This is a genomic window from Paenibacillus sp. PAMC21692 (assembly GCF_014303795.1).
Classification (GTDB): Bacteria; Bacillota; Bacilli; order Paenibacillales; family Paenibacillaceae; genus Pristimantibacillus; species Pristimantibacillus agaridevorans.
Map to the genome: position 1 here is coordinate 7633894 of NZ_CP060293.1, position 21199 is coordinate 7655092.

Consider the following 21199-nt stretch of genomic DNA (forward strand, 5'->3'; position numbering starts at 1 on the left):
GGGAGAATTAGATAGATGAAGCCACATCAATTCAAAAGTCAGGAAAACTTGTCCTTGCGGCAGCGGATCTTCTCCGATATTCGGGACGCCATCCTGCGGGGGCATCTCAAGCCCGGCGACAAGCTCCGAGAACAGGACATCTCGGCACAAATGTCAGTCAGCCGCGGGCCGCTGCGCGAAGCGTTGCGCGATCTGGAAGCGATTGGACTTGTCGTCAGTCAACCTTACCGGGAAACGGTGGTCGCCGATGTACAGGTGGATGAAGTCGTCGGGCTGCTGATCCCGATTCGCCTGCAGCTGGAGCTATTTGTTCTAAAGCAGCATAACAATCAGCTGGACGAAGAGCTGTTCAACGATCTGGAGCAGATCGTTGCCGACATGAAGCAAGCCGCAGAAGAGCAAAACTTATTTGCGCTTGTCGAAGCGGACATCCGTTTCCACGAGCGAATCATCGCGCTGGATAAAACATCCTATGCGCAACAGATATGGCTCAGCATTGTAAATCGGCTCCGTCTGCACTTTATTAAAAACACGGGTATTTTCCCTGATCTGCATAAGGTGCCGAAGGAACATCAGGAGTTGATTAAAGCCCTTCGCTCGTATAATGAGACAGCTGTAGCTCAGATTTGGGGCAGCCATATCCGCGACGAGGATTGCCTGTTGTGTTTTAATCAAAGCTAGCTAGGAAGGAGCATGTGCCGCTTGGCCACTCAACTCGAAACGCTAATGAACCGCCATCACGGTGAATTTACTGCTTTGCAGGGGATGGACGGTTCTTCCCTGCTGGTGTTGCCTAGAGGCGGGAGACTTCTGGGCTTAGTACCCAGAGGATCCGATGCCCCCCTTCCATTTTGGACGCCTGCCCAAGCCGCTTCTCCGGATCATTGGAATGTAGGCGGAGACCGTACCTGGATCAGCCCCGAGCTGGAATACTTCATGGATTCCGAAGGCCAGTACAGTGTTCCCGGCTCTCTGGATCCCGGCAACTGGTCGCTGGAGTCGCTTTCCACAGAAGAAATTCGACTCGGCATGGATGGCGTGCTCCATCATCGCACCTCGGCCATGCCCATCCAATTTCAAATCAAAAAACGATTCTCCCCTGTGCCCAATCCGCTGCTCCATAATGGCTCCACGGCTTCGCTGGCCGATCCTGCCGTCAGCTATGCAGGCTGCGAAACGACAACCGAACTGTCACTGGAACCGTTGGGGAATGCAGACTACCGTGCTACGGCAGAAGGCAACGGTTATTGCAACCTATGGAGCATCCTGCAGCTCCCCTCGGACGGCGAAGCGCTGATCCCTACTTTTGGCGGTGCGCAGCCGCTCACCATGTTCGCCGACAGTCAGCCGGAAACGCTTGAGATCTCGCCTAGCGGAGCGCGTATTCCATGCGGCGGGTCGGCCAAATTCAAGCTGTCGTTCGACGCGATTGCCTCAACAGGACGATTTGGCTACATCAGGCGTCTCAGCGAAGACGTAAGCACGCTGATTATTCGTCAGTTTGCCGTGCATCCCGCAGGGATTTACCCGGACTATCCTCCCGATCGGCCCTCCTATCGCGGATCGTGCGTGCAAGTCTTCAACGATGGCGGGCAGTTCGGCAACTTCGCAGAGCTGGAGTATCATGCGCCTGCCCTGCCGATTTGGAAGCCGGGACAAACATCCGATCGTTCTGAGCTGTTTTACTTTTCAGGGCCTCCTTCCTCCATTGAACGTATTGCAGAGCATATGCTTGGCATGCCTGTCATGGAGAGGGAGTAAAGTAACAATGACCGGAGTAGAGTTCGTCCCATCACCGCAACCGCCTATAGTCTTTGACCGTCGACTACAATGCTCAAAAGGGGCTGTCCCAAAAGTCATCGTCAGTTGACTAAAGGCCCCCCCTTTTCTCTAAATTGTAAAACAAAAAGAAACCTTTCCTTGGTAAAATGGAGGTACCACCCAACCACATACCAAAGGAGAGGTTTCTTTTGTACATTCAATATACCATGGACCAACTTCATCTGCCAATGGACTTGGAGGACGACATTCCTCCCAATCACCTCGTTCGTGTAGTCAATGAGGCTGTCAATCGCTTAGATGACAAGATCTTCAGGGATGCTTACCCCGGTGGAGGAAGAGACAGCTACCATCCCAAAATGCTCACCAAAGTCATCATTTATGCCTATACACAGCGGATCTACTCTTCTCGGCAGATTGCCAAGGCGGTCCGTGAAAATATCATGTTTATGTGGATTGCCGGCAGACAACGCCCAGACTTCCGGACCATCAATCGCTTTCGCTCCGAGCGGATGAAAGACATATTGGAGACGGTCTTCACTGGTGTGCTTCAATTTCTTGCTGCTGAGAAATATGTGAAGCTTGAGCATTACTTTGTAGATGGCACAAAAATCGAAGCGAACGCGAATCGGTACACGTTTGTCTGGGGTAAGGCAGTCGTGAAGCAGAAAGCGAAGCTCCAGGAAAAAGTAAAAACGTTGTTTGCCACCATTGAAGCGACTGAAAAACAAGAAGATCAGGAGCAGGCCGGACAGGATCTTGCGGAGCTAGGCGAAGCATCCGAGTTGACCAGCGAGAAATTGGAATCGGCCGTTCAGCAATTGGAAGCCAACCTGCAAACTCGGCCGAAGGATAAGCCCCTTAAAAAAGCGGTACGCGCCCTTCGTAAGGACCTGTTGCCTCGTCTGCAGAAATACGAGACCCAGCAAGAGATTCTCGGAGATCGGAACAGCTTTAGCAAGACTGATCATGACGCCACATTCATGCGAATGAAAGAAGATCATATGCGTAATGGTCAGCTTAAGCCTGGCTACAATGTGCAGATCGGAACAGAGAACCAGTTCATTATCGGGTACAGCTTGCACCAACGTCCGACCGATACGCGATGCCTAAAACCTCACTTGGAGAAGGTCAAAGCAGCGCTCGGCAAGTTGCCGAAAACGGTTATTGCGGACGCTGGATACGGTGGTGAGGAAAACTACGCCTATTTGGAAAGCGAACAACTGGAAGCATTAGTGAAGTACAGCACCTACCATAAGGAAAAATCGAAGAAATGGAAGCAAGACATCAGTAAGCTGGATAATTGGCAGTACAACGAGATCGAAGACACGTGGACGTGCGCCGCAGGACGAAAACTATTATTCCGTTATGAAAGCAAGGAGAAATCGGAAAGTGGGTATGAGCTAAGGAAGCGGCACTATCGGAGCGAGAGTTGCGAGGGTTGTCCGTTTAAGGAATTGTGCACGAAAGCGAAAGGAAATCGCGAAATCAGTGTAAGTATGAAGTATTTAAGTTACAAGCAGCGAGCACGCGAGAAGCTCAGAAGTGAGGACGGGTACGCCCTCTCGGTTCGAAGGATGATTGAGCCGGAAAGTGTATTCGGGCAAATAAAGAATAACCGCGGATTCAGACGTTTTCTGCTTCGAGGCCTGCCAAAAGTGAGCCTAGAGGTCGGGTGGCTTTCGCTCGCCCACAATTTGCTCAAGAAGGCGGCAATAGACCAAAAAGCAGAAATGGTGGTGCAGGGATAGCCTCCCTAGCACCACCATTTTTCCATTTTAGACGCTTCATTCATCAAGTGAGCTATTACATAAGCGAACGATCTTACTTTTGAGACAGCCCCTTTCGTGAATCTGTTTCGCGACCGTTATCACTCCTCGACGTGCCTGTCCTCAACCGGGATCGAATCGACCGTACGCTGGCTGACGAACTTGTCGAACAGGCTCTCTTACTCCGTCGGAATACCATCCGGATTGTCGCGTTTGTCCCGCTGCTCGCGCGGATTATAGGCGCTTTGTTCGAATTCGTTCATTGCTGTCACCTCCCAAGCAGATTGTGTATCTACTCACATTGTGAAGTCTCGATTGTATAGTTTGCTCCTATAGTTGTAGGAAAGCTGATGATTCCGTCCTCCAACTGTTTTATCTGAACGGCTTGTCCTTCAGCTAGAACGGCCATTTGGCAGTCCATCCTTACACGGCACACTTTGCCTAGTGCTGAGTAAATGTTTACGCGCTCAACCTTATTCTGTCTCCACGTAAAACCGACTTCAAATCCGTTCCTCGCGCGTAAACCTTTTACTGAGCCCGACGGCCATTCAATTGGCAGTGCGGGAATCAAACGGATAGCATCGGTGTGGGACTGCATTAACATTTCTGCAATACCTGCGGTAAAGCCAAAATTCCCGTCTATCTGGAATGGTGGACCTACGTCAAAGAGATTTGGATAAATCCCCATGCTATTATAATCCGCTGTATCTTCTTCTCGGACTAGATTGAGTATACGATCTATTAACTTTAACGCGCGATCCCCATCGCCGAATCGTGCCCAAAGATTTATTTTCCAGGCCAAACTCCAACCCATGCCAGTATCACTTCGACGTTCCAAAGATTTTTTTGTCGCCTCATAAAGTTCAGGTCTTTTCCTTTCAGTAAATAAATACCCCGGGTATACCCCATATAAATGAGATACGTGACGATGATGAATGTCTTGATCTTCAAAATCAAGGAACCACTCTTGAAGATGACCATCTTTGCTAATCGTGTATGGGCGAAGTTTCTCAATAGTTGCTTTAAACTCTTCCCTCAGCTCCATATCTACATTAAGCAAGGATGCTGCTTGAATACAATTTGTAAATAATTCCTCTATCAACAAAATATCCATCGTAGATCCTTTGCTTACAGCTGCCAATTGACGATCAGAGGTAACAAATTTATGTTCAGGAGAAGTTGATGGTGAAGTAACCAGATAACCATCAGGTTCCTCGCATAGCCAGTCGAGACAAAACAAAGCCGCTTCTTTCATAATAGGATAACCTGTCTCCCGAAGATACGTTACATCGCCACTAAATGCATAATGTTCCCAAAGGTGCTGACTTAGCCATGCACCTGCCACGAACCAACTCGCCCATACCGGATCACCATCTCCATAATCGCCTACTGGAGCCGTTTGACACCATATGTCGCTGTTGTGATGAGCGACCCACCCTCTGGCCCCGTAATTTACAAGTGCGGTTTTTGAACCTGACTCTGAGAGATTACGAATAAACTCCAACAATGGCTTATGGCATTCCGACAAGTTACAGACTTCCGCGAGCCAATAATTCATCTGAGTGTTAATATTTAATGTGTAATTTGCGCTCCATGGCGGGCGGGTCTCTTGATTCCATATTCCCTGCAAATTTGCTGCTTGTGTTCCAGGTCGTGAACTTGAGATAAGCAAGTATCGGCCAAATTGAAACAGTAACTCTACCAACTTTCTATCTTTGGCTCCGTATTCTAGTATTCTTTTATCTGTTGGGATACTTTCATTATCGTCACATCCACCAAGATCCAATTCAACCCGGTTATACAATCGTTTGTAATCCGAAATATGTTTGCCCAGCAACTCTGTGTAACTCAGATTATGAGCAGCATTCAAGTAATCCTCCGCTAAGCTGCTTGGCTCTACACCCTCGGTGAATGGATTTCGATCATAACCATTAAAACTGGTTGCTCCGCTAAAAATTAGCGTAACACTTGAAGCACCTTCCACATGCAGGCCGTCGTGATTAACGGAATGTGTGCCACCATCTAGTTTCGCACATATCCGACCGTCAAAGCGGATTCCGCCGTTCCCATATTGAATAGGTTGTTCTTTTTCGCGGTAATAATTGGGATCAACGTGGATAGGGGCTTGTCCCTTAATGATGTGACGTCCCAACTCAACAGTTGTCTGGCTGCGAAGCGGGCTTGAAAGATTGGCTTTAAAACTTATCATTTTTTGACGATCCGCTTCAATACGTAAGACGACTACATTATCCGGACTCGAAATAAAACAAGTTCGAGTATATGTAACGGTTCCAATCCTATAACGAACTACCGATGTTGCCGTCTCCAAATCCAGTTGACGCTCGTAATTGTTAGCCAAAGCTCCATGATAAAAATGGATAAACAGATCGCCCATGGGCATATAAGATTGTGTATAAGGTCCCATGGCTTGTTTGCAAAGTTCATCCGCTTCCACAAAATTACCTTGATTAATTAGCTCCCGAATTTCTGGTAGTACTTTTTGTGCGTTCGAATTTGTCGTGTCCTTCGGTTCCCCTGACCACAAAGTATCTTCATTTAATTGAAGTCGCTCCGTTTCAATCCCTCCGAACACCATTGCACCTAGCCGCCCATTTCCTAAGGGAAGCGCTTCCGTCCATTTATTTGCTGGTGTAGTGTAATGTAATTTCAATGCTTATCACTCTCCACTAAATTTGGGTATGCTGAATTGTTGTTCGGGCACATTTTTGAGCTTTTTATCACACTTGTTTCGTTACCCCTGTAAAAAAGCATATGTCGACTTTACTTCATACCCGTTCCTATGCAACTCTTTTTCGAGCTCTAGACCTGTATTTTCGTCCCTTCCCGTGAAGACTACTTTAGCGCCTCGTTCTGCGAATAATCGTGTACAGGCTTCGCCTATTCCTTTAGTGCCTCCAGTAACAATGGCGACTTTTCCTTCCAACTGCTTGTTCATAAAGTTCCCCCTTTCTTTTAATAAATCGTATGATACATTAATAAAATTCCCATAAAATGACATCTTATTATTGAATGGTGATTACATAATCAAATTGTATACAGATTGGACATTACACTACATGAACGTCCCTAACCATTGTTTGGATAATTCATACCAATTTGATCCGCCTCCACTGCGCCCTCTCTATCCATCTAACATTTGTCCATCCGTAACTAATATCAGTCCATATGGAATCCACGACACAAAAACCAGCTAATACTTGTCAAGCATTTAGTATTGGAGTGGGGCAGTTTAATTGGTATACTGATTTCTAGGCACGACAAATAACCTTCATTGGCGTGAAGGTTATGGGTAAATTTGGTTTTTAGTTTCTGTAGGGCTGCTCTTTACTAAGGATGGCGTACACGTGATGGAGAAGCTTGTTGGCGCAAGCGATCACGACCACCTTGTATGGCTTGCCCTCTTTTCTTTTCTTGTCGTAATATTCTCTAATCCTCTTGTTGGTGCTTCCCCGGATCCCGCATTGCACAGCTAAATACAACGATCGGCGAAGTCTCTTTGAACCCCGCTTAGTAATTCGTGAACTTGTGGCGGTAAATTTCCCGGAACTAAAGATTCCAGGGTCTAATCCCGCATACGCCACAAGCTGTTTAGCGCCTTCAAATTGTCCTACATCTCCAACCTCCGCAACAATTGCTGCAGCTAATTTATCCCCGATCCCAGGTATGCTTTTCACCAGTTCTACCTCAGGTAAATCAAATGCGAGTTCATTCATCTGTTTCTCAAGATCACTTAATTGCTCCGTGAACGAAAGCAACAAGGAAACCATACCACTTAAGGCTACGGTCTGAGATTGGCTTCTAGGCTGTGCTCTCCAATCTAACAAGATCTCTCGAAGTCGTCTTGCTTTCTCATCAACCCAACGTCTCGAACGGGATTTTCCAGCGCATGCCTGAATAGTTTCAACAAGATCCCCATCATCGCCCTCTAAACAACGCTCCAACACGCTTAGCGACGTGACAGAGAACAGGGCATAAAAGATCTCCTCATAAGCCGGAAAGACCTGTTCGAGCAATGCTCTCGCGTTTAACTTCGCTTGGACGAACATTCCCGTCACAAACTCATGCTGCCTGGTCACATGCTGCAGCTCTGTAAACGTTTCGTCCCATGTACGATGCGGTAAAACGTCCCCGCGGTAGTACATATCGGCTAGATGCCAAGCATCCGCAGCATCTGTTTTTACCTTCCTAAGTTGAGTTCCTTTCGCACGCTTAGACTGTAACGGATTAACGATGAAATGCGTCCATCCACTACGTTCGAGATAAGCTACAAGCCCCCGATGATAATGTCCTGTCGCTTCAAGAATAACTACAGGGGCAATTGCCATCCTCGCCTGTAACTCCGCTAAGAGCTCCCCTAGCCGCTCGAATCCGCTATCCCCGTGAGAGATGCTCTCCAACTTCCCGTACGGTTCGTTCCTCCTTGTAAAAGCTTGTACTACGCTAGATCCTTTCGCTACATCCACACCTACGACTGGCTGCATAACAACCTCCCTAATAAAATTGCCGGCACTCCCACGATGGTTCCAAACCCATAGCTTCGCTTGTGATGCGAGGTCGTTGCCTCTACCAGCTCAAACATGGTCATTGGGGGTAGTGGGAGAACAGTTTTTGTGACGGGGTCTGACCCCTAAAAGACGCACGTTCTCCCGGCTACCGCCATCGTATACCGACCATAAAAAAAGGCCAACCAGTAATAACTGGCTAACCTGATAATACGAAAAAGAGGACCTTCTCCCGTTTGAGAGAAATAGTCCTCCACTACTTTGATTCTGTAAACGATCATTGATGCTCCGCGCGATATGTGCTCGGAGGTGTGCCTGTATACCGCTTGAATTGCCTGCTAAAATAGAAATAGTCGTGATAGCCGGCCTTTTCCGCCACCTCCTGAATCGACGTATCGGCCGTTCTCAATAATTGACAGGCATACTCCATCCTTAATTGGGTCAAATGTTCGGTAAAGGTCCTCCCGGTCTCTCGCTTGAACATCTGACTGATATAATTGGCATTGATGTTAAACGATCGGGAAAGGCTCTGAATGGACAAATCCTGGCAAAAGTTTTCGTTGACGAAGTGAAGAATGGACGTAAACGTCCTGTTTTTGATATCCTCAGGTTTTAGGCTTAGTTTGCTTCGGTTTAAACTCTCCGACAATGCCTGCTTTAACTGCCTCACCATGTGCCCCGCATCCGAAAACAAGACGGTCAGCTTGTCATATGTCAGCAACAAGGGCTCTTCGGATTCTCCAATCCTGTTCAGAAATACGATAGTATCGTTGTATACCGTCAACGCATGCCTGATATTAAGCAACCCTTGGGAGAAGTGCCTCTCGATCCCGGTTAGCGCAGCAAATATCGCAGGCACATCCTGATTTGCAATCGCTCCTATTAGTTGGGTCAGTGCCTTGTCAGGCACTTCCGTATTTTCCGATTCCAATCTTTCGGCATTTTTGCCTACTGTAAAATAACGATAGGCGTCCAGCTCCGCCCTCTCGATCGCTCCCTTCAATCGGGCGACATCCCCGATATACCCTCCGTCTCCAACAGTTGAACCCGACATCTGAGCATGCGTATACCACTCATCGGCTCGGCCGGGAGGGTGATCTGCGATGCAGTACGCATATTTGCGATAACCGATCCGCAAAACCAGCTCACCCTGCGTTCCGGGATTTAGAGCCAGGCGCTCCTGCCCGACCGATACAGCCACTCTATAACGTTCCTGAGGCCCGATGCAGATACCAGCCTGCTCCAGTCTGGAGCGCAATTTATCTACGCCCTGATCTGTTGCGTTTTCAAGCAAATCCAGTATTTCTCCTTCGTCAATCGGCCGTGTCTGATCCAGCATAGCTGCGGCTTTATGCAGAAAGCTGGAGATCTCAAGTTCATCGAACGGCTTGAGACAATAACCTATCGCGCCAACATTAAGCGCCTTTTGCGCAAAAGCAAACTCGGCGTAGCCGCTGACGATAATAAACAGCGTAGAGGCGTCAACCGCTTTAGCTTTCTTAATGAACTCAAGTCCGTTCATGCCTGGCATGCGGATATCCGTAAAAACTAAATCCGGCTTCAACTGCTGCACCGCCCGAACCGCATCATCCCCATTGTAAGCTTCGCCTACAATTTCAAACCCGCAGGCCTGCCAATCCACGCTAGCCTTTAAGCTTTTAACTACAAATTCTTCATCGTCCACCAACAACACTTTATGCAAGTAGCTCCCCCCCGTAAGGCATCAGAATGCTAACCTCCGTGCCGATTCCGAGCATGCTGACAACACGTACACCATATAAATTGCCATAATTTAAACGAATACGGTCATGGACATTAAACAAACCTATTCCTTCAGTACACTCCTCCCTCTCGCCAGAAGCTTTAAATCCTGGCTCGGCCATCAGACGCGCCTGAATATGCTCGAGTGTATCCCGTTTAATGCCCACTCCACTGTCCTTTACCGACAGATAGAGAATATCTTGGCGGACATAAGCTTCGAATCGCAATTTACAACCGCCAACCTTTGGCTCCATGCCATGAAAAACGGCATTTTCCACTATCGGCTGCAAAATCATACGTGGGACTTTATAGTCAAGAAGTGTTTGATCGATCTCATATTCCATCTCGATCCGGTCGCCAAAACGAATTTGCTGAATGTACATATAATTTTGTATCATTTGAATCTCTTCACGAAGCGGTATCCTGTCCGCACCCTTAATGCTGTAGCGAAACACCAGCGCCAGCGCCTTGGAGATTCGAAATATTTTATCGGAACCTTCATCGGCGGCAATGCCTTTAATCGATTCTAATGTGTTATAGAGAAAATGCGGGTTGATCTGACTCTGCAAAAAGGCCAATTCGGATTTTTTCTTAACAAGTTCCGCTTCATACAATCTCACATTGCTTTCGAGCAGTTTGTGAGTCAAATCGTCAATTTCGTCCAGCATCGCATTAAAATGATTGGTTGTGGTCATCATCTCGTAATACCCTTCGAGCTCAATCCGTTTCTTCAACGTCTTCAATGTGCCCGATCTAATCTCTTTCATAAACCTCAACAGCTTCTTGAGCGGATACAAAATATTATTGATAACAAACAAAAAAGGAAAGGCAAGCACCGCTAAAGAAATGCAGAACACCAGCAATTGCTGTCTGCGTATTTCAGCCACTTCGCTTAGGAGCGCGCTGGCCGGTACTTTAATAATGACCCGTCCGCCGAGATCCGGAATTTCCCCTGTACGAATAATATCGCTGTCATCGCCGTCAAGAAGCTGAGCCTCGTCATACTTGCTCCCTACCGAAATCTCATCGTTGTTCGTATAAAAAACGACGCCGTTGCGGTCGATCATGTACACTTCGCTGCCGCTCATTCGAATCACTTGCTCTTGTTCCCCTAGCATCGCGCTAATGTCCAGTACAAGCAAAAGCGTGCCGATGGGAACCTCTTTGTTTTCGAAATTGGTAATGGAATAAATGCGGGTCCCGGCAATAAAAACATGCCTCATCTTGCTATTAAAAGGAATCGTTTGGAGCGACGTATAATAATACATTTTCCTCTCCGGAATTTCTTCGCGGAACGGGAGCAATTCATTAATGTCGCCGCTAGTATTGAAAACGGTTCCATTATTGTCGATCATAGCAATGTCCAGTATGCCATCCTTCATATCGATCATATCCCCGATGTAGCTTTTGAGCTGGGTGTATTCCACAAACTTGCTGACGGAATCCGTTTCGTTTAAGTAGCTTTGTACAATCGGCGAATTATAAGAGATTTTTTCCAGGAGACGTTTGACCACATCGCTATTGGAAGCGATGGTCTGGTTAATCTGGGAGATGGATTCCGTTACATATTCGCTATTCTTCTCCTTCATGACTCGGGAGACCTGAATAAAATTGCTTAAAATAATAAAAATCATAACAGCAACCACAAAAAAGGCGAGAATGGACAACTGCTGACCAATCGGCAATTTTTTGAAATATTTCAATGTCTTCACCGCCTCGCCGTTCATCCTATTAAAAATATAACAAAACGTAGGAAATCCCGCTACATAAGTAAATCAATAGCTTGCGAGAGCCGCCTTGCGATAAACTCATTGACGAAAGGTGACGGATGAATGGGGTCGTCGAATAATAGTTCATAATCCAGTATTCCGTCATGCACGCAGCTCTCGAAATATTGCGCGAAATCAATAAAACCGGCGCCGCTTGCGCGAGCAAACTCCCTTGCCGTTTCGTAGTAATCCTCATAGCGGATAGGAGCCGACGGTTCATTTTGAAACATAATCCGTTTGTCCCCCGGCGTCGTCAGCAACAGAAAGTCGGTTTGCTTTTTTCCATCCTCATTTAGATGTCGGCTTAACTTGTCTGTTAGGTCATGCAAATGGCTAGTAAATACCGCAAGCGGCGTTTGACGAAGATACTCGTTGACAATTGGCGCCTGAATCACGACCAATGTTGGTGTAAAGGGAACATATCGAAGCAATTGATCCATATGCGCCTGAGACTCATCGTTATAACTTGGCGTTCCATCCCCCAGCCATTGACCGACCGTATGACCGCCCATCGAAAAATTGCGAACATTGTTGCCGTCGAACACTACGCCACGCAATGCGACAAGCGGACATGATAATGGATCATGCCCCGGTTCGAAAGCTGTCGCTTTCGTATTGGCTCCAGCATGGACAAAACGAAGACGCCCCTTTTGTTTTTGTCCAAAATCGATGCAATAAACGACCTCTGCCTCCCCTCCGGCAAAGTATGTATCTAATACAATGCGTTGACCCTGAAAGACTTCGACTTCACCGCCAGCTGCGGGAGTATGCCTCCCTGAAACTAGCCGCGTAACCTGAGGATAACCTTCTCGTGGAGGATAAACGTATCCGGCCGCAAGTCCCTTGCTTCCCCCGTAAGGTTCGAAACTCACCTCCAGTCTCGCTCCCCAGCTACTCGCAACCACACCGATATAAAGCTTAGTAGCATACGCGGTCATATCCCAATTCAGAGCAGACTCTCCTAATCGACGTTCGGGCAACGCGATCAACTCTTCGCTGAACTTGTGATCCGCAGCCAGGTAACCCCAGGTTTCACGATCATCCTGCTCGCTGGCTCTAGGCGCATAGATACCTGCAGCGTCGTATTTATCACTGATTGGGCGTGTCATCCGTACAACCTTACCGCCCCCGCTGACTGGAGCGAATCCTGCCAACGGGTGGCTATACTCCACCTGACCCGACTCTGCTACATACCATCCGTATTTGCCAATGATATGTTGGCGCAGCTTGCTGAAGAAACCATTACTATGGGGGGCCGCCATATGAGGGCGGCTGGCCGAATGATCATCATATTCCGGCGAGCCCTGGCCCCATCCATGGCTGTCCCCCAGCAGCAGCACTTCGGTATCCGTTGTCACATGCGTTCTGCGCCTCCCTGTTAACGAAGGGAAGTTTTCCGCCGTCAAATTGCATGCATATTTCGCAAAAAAGTGGAGTTCATCCATCGTTAGTTCTCCTCTGTTTTTTGCTTTTATCTTACTGTCTCTTTCGATTAATTGTCAACAATCTACTGTCTTCAATTACCATGTTTTTATATCTAAGTACACCTCGTTCCAGTTGTCATAGAGCGCATCCTGACAAACGAAATCCAATACCGTTTCAGCCATAGACGATTTAGAGAAGCTATGTACTAGCTCAGCTAATTGTTCATCTGACTGATCAAGCGGACAATGCTTATCATAATATTGACCATAGTCATCTCTACCCGGAACACTTACCAGGAGGCCGCCAATATTCATCCTGTGCTTATCTAGCACAGCTTCAAGCTGTTCGCCTAATGCAATACTATGTGCCAAATTAAAGGCAAACTTAAGGTTATGAATCTGCAGCTTGTTCACGAAATCTACAGTCTCCTCCGTTGACTTCAGCAGTCGACCCTTCGTGCCATTCTGAAGGTAAATTGTAATCCCGTGCACCGCAGCATCTTCACAGATCCCCTTTAACGAAGCCGCCATCTGTTCTATCGCATCTACCACTGTAATATGATTTTCCGCATTGCGATGCAGAATGAAGATAGCTTTGTTACAGCCAAATAATGCAGCCTTTTCGAACGTTAACGCAATTAACTTTCTGTTTTCCTCATAACGGTCTTTAATATTATTCAAAAGCGACAGATGCGGATAATGATTAAGCATGCTAGAGAAATCAATAATGACTTCAACCTTGTATCGTTGTATAGACGATGCTTCCTGTCGCAGCCACTCCATATCCTTCTCAATGAAATAAGAAGCATCCAGCTTAACACCCTGAAAGTGATGCTTGAACGTAGGCTTGGTCAATAGCTCTGTCTTCAAGGAACTAATGTTTCTGATTGCCAGAAACTTGCCTTGCGTAGAATCACTTGTGAAGCTGACCTCTTGTGTTTGAAATTCCCACCCACTAGTCTTTAAGCGGAATATTCGGATGTCTGCTGGCTTGATCATCAAGCTTCCTGAGCCTTCCTCAGTCTGCTCCTCATGATGAAATTCCTTCGCATAATATCCAATCAAATCCTCCGGCAAGCCCGGAACCGCCAGCTCAGATTCTATCGAAAATCCATACTTATTGCTAACAAAATCAAACTTTTGAGTAGAGGAGCTATTATTCACAATCGCCGCTAAGAAGGAGCCGTCTTCACAAGTATTTACTATGCACTGAAGGCTATCATTCGTTATCTCAATAATTTTCATTTCATTTAAGCAGCTTCCTAGATATTTCTTGACCGTGGATAGGAAATCATAGTACATAGGCAAATCTTTACCATCCACATTGTCTGCAGCGGTCATAATTTTCTCTGTAACGATATCTTCACCTACAAGATATTTGGTTTCTCTCTCCTCCAGCTTGCACTCCTGCAATTTGTTCATGTTCAGCCCGAAGGGAGAAGCAATAAAGCTAACCTTGCCCTGCTTCAAGGCGTTGCATACAATGAATGGCGTTCCTGTATCCGACAATCGCGCAACAATTTCCACTTCATCATTTGGTTCAATGCTGTATGCTTCAAATGCTTTTTCTTCAAGATCCTTACTTCTGAATTGGATCGTCTCATCCGAAGTGTAAGCTTGCAACTCCCCTAGCTTTTTGATTCCGACAAAGTCTAATACCTGATTCACGTACTCCTGAGGCAGTTGAGCTGATAGAATGACATCTGCAGTCGCAATCAAATGCCCTCCGCCTTCTACAAATGCACGGAGCTTTTCATAAAGCTCTACATCCAGAGTGACTTTGCCAGCTAAAATAACCGTGTGATAGCTGTTCAATATTTGCTGATCCGCATCCGAGAAAATGACATCCGTCATATCTCCATACGGTGTAGCAGTCAGAAAGCCTCTCTCATCACGATAGAAGCCTGAATTTTCGTAGCCAGGAAATAGCATTGTGAACAAAGCATGCGTCTGATAATCGCCTTCCTCATAAGGAAGATTCCCCCAAACCTTGTAGTACTCATGGGTATATAGATGTCTTGGCGGTGTCCAGCCATTAAAGAAGTCCATCAACACTGCAGCTGGCGTGTACATTATGCCAGGATATCCATTATTAGCAACGAATTGGACAGCCTCGGTTTGAATTTGTCCAATTGGTGTTAGCTTAGTTCCGGTGTCATCCTCACTATCCGGCATCGTAAAGCCCCATTCCAAGCCAAGAATATCGCAATTGTACATGTATTCAATGTAAATAAGTCTGCGCAGCAGGCTTAAGCTAGTCCCCGCATCGGGTCCAAATTCATAGCCATTCTCCACACCTGCTCTTTCATAATCCTTGTAGCCAAAGCGATTCCAAATTGAAGCATTGCCGAACCATAACAGACCGTATTGCTTTCCTGCCCCTCTTAAATAGGAGTACCATATGTTGGCATTCGGGAGCGCCTGCGCTGTTTCCGCTCCGATTATAATAGCGTTGCCTTCCTTGGCAAAATAATGACAAAAGGTCAAAGAACAGACGACAGATGTCTGATTATCAAAATGATTCCCAAGCTGCTCGAAGTGACGCTGAAAGTGTAAATACTGACTCTTCCTGTTACTATCTACCGGACAAATCATTGGCGTATAAGCACCAATATATCGCCCATCCTGCTCACCATTATCGAAGCCCATGAACTTGCTGCCCAAAGACTTCCTAAGATAAGCGGCGGCTTGCTCCGGCACTTCATATTCACCCCATGACGACCGGTTTGAGAACGAGCCCGGCACATATCCCCAAATATCAAAGATATAAAGTCCTCTAGCCTTAACCTCATCAATAAATGAATTCAAATTTGAAGCATACAAAAATTTATAAAACAACCACAAAATCTCTCCAAGCTTATAGTGCTTCGTATAAAGGTCTAGTTGTTGATTGAAGTCTTTAATAGCTCCCTCATCGTCTAATTCCATTGCACGCATAGCCGAAAAATGAATTTTGTTCCCTAAGTCACTGCGCGTAACCGCCTTTGCAAATCTTCTTTTATATTCAATATGATTTTCCGGTTCCACTGTAAAAACACGAATGTAAGACGTTGATCGATCTTTTAAGTCTCCCACGTAGATCCTCCTCGTTAATCCAATAAGTTATTTATTAAAACCACCCTGAATATGAATCACATTCAGGGTGGCTCCATTCTGTTACTCCACTTGAGCGTCCAGTAATCGGAGTATGACGGTCAATGCTTCTGCTCTTGTTGCCATGCCAGCAGGATTGAATCTGTTGTTTAATTGCCCTTGCATGATTCCGGCTTGTTGTACAGCCGCAACTGCGGCCTTACCCCAACTCGGAATATCCTGATCATCTGCAAATCCCGTTGTCGATGTAGCTTCTAACGTAAGCCCGAGTGCTCTTGCAACGATTACTGCCATCTCCAATCGGGTAATGATAGCTTTCGGACGGAAGGTATTGTCGGCATAGCCCGAGATGATTCCCGCCCAGGCAGCTTGGGCAATGGCTTGCTCCGCCCACGCTCCGATAAACTCTGAATCTGTGAAGGCTATAGCCGCACCCTCTGACTCTGGCTTTACTCCGCGCATAAGCATGACGGTGAACTCTGCACGTGTGACCAGCTGATTCGGTTTAAACGTACCATCCGAATAGCCCGTAACGATTCCTCGGCTAATTGCATCTTGTATGCCTGCTTCTGCCCAATGTCCAGCCACATCATTTAACGAAGGTGCTGGTGTCGCTGTTGGCGTCACTGATGGCGTCGGCGCTGGTGTTGCAGTCGGTGCTGGCATGGCTGTAGATCCCGGTGTTGATGTTGGTCCTGGGGTCGTTGCCGGTTCCGGCGTCGTCCTAATATTACCTTCCTCCAACTGAAGCTGTCTAAAGCCTACCACCAGATTATTACTATCTAACTCATATACACCAACATACAATCCCACACTTACACCATAAAGATTTGCACCGGACGTATACGGATTCGTTACTCCTGGTCCTATCGGTGCAGGGTTGCCTATGAAAGGGATCGCGATCGGGTTAAATGAAAATTGAATGACTAGCTTATTACCCGTCTCTACTTCAGCATTAAAGCGACTCGTTCCAATCGCACTTCCCTGCGCTACTGTCGCAGCTAATTCCGTCGCCGGGGTCGGCTTTATATCGTCGATTGTCAGCTGCAGCAGCTTAAAGCTAAGCACTTGATTATTGCTATTCACTTCATAAACGCCTATATATTGACCTGCGCTTACGCTTATGTCTGCACCTGATGTATACGATTGTATGACACCAGCTCCTGCAGGTGCTAAATCGCCAATGTACGGTACGGCTATGCTATCAGAAGACAGTTGAATAACAAGCTGATTGCCTAACCTTGCAACAGCGTCTACCTTGCTCGTTTGTGCGGCATTGCCCTGAGACACCGTGGCAGACAATTCTTTAGCAGGAATCGGTGCGGCTTTAATATTCTCTTCCGTCAGCTGCAGCAGCTTAAAACCTGCCACCTGATTGCTGCTATCCACTTCATAGACCCCTACATACATACCTGCGCTTACATCGCTAATATCCGCCCCTGAAAGATACGGGTCTACAACTCCTGTTCCCGTGGGTGCAAGATCACCTACATTAGGCACGCTCATGCTGCGTTCAGACAGCTTGAGCACCAGACGGTTTCCTGCATCAACGGCTGATTGAATAGCTGCGCTTCCAGTTGCCGAACCTATGATAGCCTGAGCCTCTTTAGCTGATACAGGGTTAGACTCCGGATTTGAAATTGATATAGAAGCATTATCAAAGGCAGCTTCTGCATCTCCCCAAACCGTAAAGCCGGTTTTACCCCCAACGATTGGCTGCTCTTGGCCCGGATGTGTTAATTCTCCATAATACACATCAATGTTATCGATCCTAATCCATACATTCTGATCGATGTATTCGATATCGATCTGATGCCACTCGCCATCCTCCGTATTTGACGCAGAAAATGACCTCTCAACCCATTCTTCCAAATCTTCATTAAATGTTCGCATCCTGACAGCGCCACCGGACTGAAAGCCGATCCATGTGTACGATTCCGGAGAGGCATAGCGGAGAACTGCGCCTGCTCCCCCTGAGCCCGTAAACTTCATCTTAAAGGAGTAAATGCCGTCCTCAACCATTGGAGAGTTGTTGTCAATAGCTAGAAACTCCCCCCCCTGAATCTGTAGTTCCCCATTGGAAACAGCTAACTGCGAGAGCTGATTACCTTTCACAATTTGCAAATCATCCTCAAGATTATCGTTAAAATCCCTTGTGTACTGCTCGGCGCCATAGATCTCAAACTCGCTAATTTTCGGTGAATTTGATTCCGCTCCAGTAATGACAAACCTAATTTTATTGGTAAAAACAGTATCCGTTTCTATGACAGTTAGTGGAATATTCGTACCACTATAGAGCGGCAGGAATTTACCCCATGGCGCTGAGAAATATTCGATTCGGAAGGAAGTAACTTTGTCCCCCTCCGCTCCCGCTTCCTGAATAACGAATTTGTTAATCGGCAAGTATTCCCCTAGCTCATACTCTACCCATGCTTCGCCATCTGCCATATCAATACTACCGACAGCTGTATTTATATTTGGAGTCCAATAACTGCTTTGAACACCATCTGCCGTGAAGGCTCCTAATACTAACGCTTGATAGGTAATCGTCCCTTGACTGTCGATCATTGTAGATGTCATGTCCTTAAGAACGGTAGTCCAGTCTCCGTCAGGAGCGTTTTCATTCGTAATGGTTCTAAACTCAGTACCTGTATACGATTGAGTTGTGCTATTATATCCATCCTCCGTATGCGATGATGCCGTAACCTTGGCATGCAGACTAAGATTTGTACCATGAATGACCTCACGATTATTGCTATTGGATGGTACAAGAACATAACCTGTTAATGCTTTCGTGTTAAGCGTTACCTGACCACTATTCACATAAATCGTATCTACGTAGCTTCTTCCTTCAGAGGTCAATTCAAATAAATCAAGCGTACCATAGCTGCTCCAGCCTTCAGGAAGTTTCCATGTATTGGCATGACCTGCCTCTACACCATAAACAAATATACGATCCGTGCCATCAAACGCTGGAATAAAGCGATCGGTACCTCTTGCTATAACAACATCATCATTAGTCACTGTAATCTTTTGGGTTGCTTTGTCATACTCGTAGATGACGTTATCTCCCCAACGTGTATAGGTGCTAGTTTCCGTATCTTCATATTCTTGGATCCCATATTGAGCTAAATAACCGTTAAGCAAGCTGTACAAAAATGTCATCTTCGTAAGCGCAATTGCACTTCGGTTTTGGTCATATCCAATATTCACATTTCCATTTCTTTCTGTATCGCTGTATATCGTACCCCAAATATAATCCTGCGGCTGAGTTTGATAGGTACGCGTAGAGTGGAATACAGTTTTCCCTGCATTGATAAAGCTATCAAGCACGGCCGGTGCACGATTTTCTACCTTAAAGATATATCCCCCATTAAGTCGCTTCTCGGCATCGTAATATTCAGTAGCTGCGTAAGTACCAAGAGCCGCCCAATGATCAATTTCTCTCTTTTTGGCATAACGTTCTTCCGCCTTCCCATACTCACCCTTAGGATAATCGATCATGACATCCTGATAGATAATTAGCGGCGACCAGAAACGATCTACAAAATCATCCTGGCGGTTAAATGGATAACCCGCCTTCACATCCGTATAATGGCTAATCTGGTATGCATCCCAACCAAATACAGTAGTACCATATTGTAAGCCGTCTGTTGCTATTTCCGCATTTCCATAAATATGCGGAGTATTCCCTCTCAAATAGGCATTACTATTCGTCGTCATATCCGTCATATTCACGTGGAAAGATAAGTCTCCGCCATAGACTTCCATAGCTGATTTGGCTTCAGCCATCTTGGCATCCGTTCCCAGTGCCGGATTGTAATAAATCTCATTTATACTAGGCCAGCCATAATCATGTCCCCGGCCGTTCCAACCGACATATTCATAGGATTGTTTCCCAACCCCATCCGTCATATTAAAGGTTTGTCTTTGAGCTTCCTCCAAATGATCCAAGCTGCTATTCACTACAGTAAAGCCCTTAAAGGTGGAGGATAACCCGCCTGGACCCGGAAATGCTCCATGCGTCTGATGCCAGTTTCCACCATTAAAGAAATCTCTTAATTCCTCAGGCATTTGCGGAATCTGCTCTCTGATCCATAAAGCCCCATCCTGCCAATCCACTTGACCATTGTTGTTGCTGTCCTGGCCTATATGAATTTGACTCTCATACCATACCTCATTCACTACTCCTAATTCACTCTCATTCTGTGGACGATGGCCATCAACCAATCTGTGATAATAAACGCCATCATAAATATCCGCCGTCTTAGCGGCATTGTCATTATAACGAAGCCGCATCGTATAAGGACGATCAAAAGAGCTCGGCGTATAGACGCCTCCAACAGCTTTATCGTTCCATACAAATGCGTAAGCAACCTGCTCCATAAAATGCCTATCCCTAAATAAATCAGAATTATAAACGATATACGCATCGTACATATCCTGCAATGTCCATATAAAGTCACTTGTTTGATTATAGGTATAGCCCAAGGTAGGCGATTGAACTCCGCCTATATTGGATACTGCAACTCCAGTGTCAGCCATAGTGCCATCATTGACACTCATAATCGGATACTTTAATTGCACACGGAACGGAGCGCTTGCATCATCACCGGTAATTTCCGTGATCTTTTTGGTCAACGTCGTCCCTTCAACCATAAAGAGATATTTTAACGTAACCGCTCTCATTGTTAACGGACCTGCTCCATCAAGATCCACGTCATTGACCGTAACGATATATTCCGCGCTATTGGCTGACTCTACAGCAAACGTAACTGACGCTGCATAATCGACATCGTTGATCGATATTTGATAATCTGAAACGTTAGCCTGTAGTTCGCTTCCATCGATAAAACCATTGTTGTCTTTTAGGGTGTACGTAATGACTTGGGGATAATTCGGATCCAGTTCCACGACCAGAGCATTACTTTCTATCGTATTGCCTATGTGCAAATCCTCATCTGAAGCATACGTCGGCTGGATACTTCCTAGTGATAGTGCAAGCAGCGAAAATGAAAGAAAACCGGCGAGACCTTTCCTTATTCTAATCCACTTTAAACCTCTCATCTTGCAACCTCCCA

General features: G+C 46.3%; 11 protein-coding genes. 3 read left to right on the plus strand and 8 right to left on the minus strand.

Annotated elements, in window-relative coordinates; translation table 11 throughout:
- Nucleotides 1-15 precede the first annotated feature (15 nt).
- The 3 genes from H7F31_RS30505 to H7F31_RS30515 all read left to right on the plus strand — a co-directional run bounded on the left by H7F31_RS30505 (nt 16) and on the right by H7F31_RS30515 (nt 3530).
- Nucleotides 16-681 carry a GntR family transcriptional regulator gene (locus tag H7F31_RS30505; RefSeq protein WP_187101889.1) on the plus strand — a complete coding sequence of 222 codons (666 nt, stop codon included), beginning with the start codon at nt 16-18 and terminating at the stop codon, nt 679-681.
- Nucleotides 682-702: 21 nt separating this feature from the next.
- Complete coding sequence (locus H7F31_RS30510; RefSeq protein ID WP_187101890.1) at nt 703-1761, plus strand: DUF6786 family protein; 1059 nt, start codon at nt 703-705, stop codon at nt 1759-1761.
- A 209-nt stretch (nt 1762-1970) separates the two neighbouring features.
- A complete protein-coding gene (locus tag H7F31_RS30515) occupies nt 1971-3530 on the plus strand; it encodes an IS1182 family transposase (RefSeq protein WP_187101891.1) in 1560 nt (519 codons plus the stop codon).
- 310 nt (nt 3531-3840) lie between these two features.
- Here H7F31_RS30515 and H7F31_RS30520 read toward each other — a convergent pair whose 3' ends face one another.
- The 8 genes from H7F31_RS30520 to H7F31_RS30555 form a co-directional block, all read right to left on the minus strand.
- Nucleotides 3841-6219, minus strand: a complete 2379-nt coding sequence (locus tag H7F31_RS30520) for a glycoside hydrolase family 95 protein (RefSeq protein ID WP_187101892.1) — start codon at nt 6217-6219, stop codon at nt 3841-3843.
- 81 nt (nt 6220-6300) lie between these two features.
- Nucleotides 6301-6504, minus strand: coding sequence for an SDR family NAD(P)-dependent oxidoreductase (locus H7F31_RS30525; protein ID WP_187101893.1), 204 nt, complete (start codon nt 6502-6504; stop codon nt 6301-6303).
- 367 nt (nt 6505-6871) lie between these two features.
- Complete coding sequence (locus tag H7F31_RS30530) at nt 6872-8050, minus strand: IS110 family RNA-guided transposase (RefSeq protein ID WP_187101894.1); 1179 nt, start codon at nt 8048-8050, stop codon at nt 6872-6874.
- A 298-nt stretch (nt 8051-8348) separates the two neighbouring features.
- Nucleotides 8349-9764: a response regulator transcription factor gene (locus tag H7F31_RS30535; protein ID WP_261800583.1), complete on the minus strand. Its 1416-nt coding sequence runs from the start codon at nt 9762-9764 to the stop codon at nt 8349-8351.
- 1 nt (nt 9765) lies between these two features.
- Nucleotides 9766-11544: a sensor histidine kinase gene (locus H7F31_RS30540; RefSeq protein ID WP_187101896.1), complete on the minus strand. Its 1779-nt coding sequence runs from the start codon at nt 11542-11544 to the stop codon at nt 9766-9768.
- A gap of 50 nt (nt 11545-11594) precedes the next feature.
- Entirely contained in the window at nt 11595-13046 is a 1452-nt protein-coding gene (locus H7F31_RS30545) for an SGNH/GDSL hydrolase family protein (protein WP_187101897.1), read from the minus strand.
- 75 nt (nt 13047-13121) lie between these two features.
- A complete protein-coding gene (locus H7F31_RS30550) occupies nt 13122-16100 on the minus strand; it encodes a TIM barrel protein (RefSeq protein WP_187101898.1) in 2979 nt (992 codons plus the stop codon).
- Between the two features lie 81 nt (nt 16101-16181).
- Complete coding sequence (locus tag H7F31_RS30555) at nt 16182-21185, minus strand: S-layer homology domain-containing protein (RefSeq protein ID WP_187101899.1); 5004 nt, start codon at nt 21183-21185, stop codon at nt 16182-16184.
- Nucleotides 21186-21199: the final 14 nt, after the last annotated feature.

What these genes read in the sequence shown, in the direction of transcription:
- H7F31_RS30525 (WP_187101893.1), bottom strand. Translation starts at nt 6,504, where the DNA reads ATGAACAAGCAGTTGGAAGGAAAAGTCGCCATTGTTACTGGAGGCACT.
- H7F31_RS30545 (WP_187101897.1), bottom strand. Translation starts at nt 13,046, where the DNA reads ATGGATGAACTCCACTTTTTTGCGAAATATGCATGCAATTTGACGGCG.
- H7F31_RS30555 (WP_187101899.1), bottom strand. Translation starts at nt 21,185, where the DNA reads ATGAGAGGTTTAAAGTGGATTAGAATAAGGAAAGGTCTCGCCGGTTTT.
- H7F31_RS30505 (WP_187101889.1), top strand. Translation starts at nt 16, where the DNA reads ATGAAGCCACATCAATTCAAAAGTCAGGAAAACTTGTCCTTGCGGCAG.
- H7F31_RS30530 (WP_187101894.1), bottom strand. Translation starts at nt 8,050, where the DNA reads ATGCAGCCAGTCGTAGGTGTGGATGTAGCGAAAGGATCTAGCGTAGTA.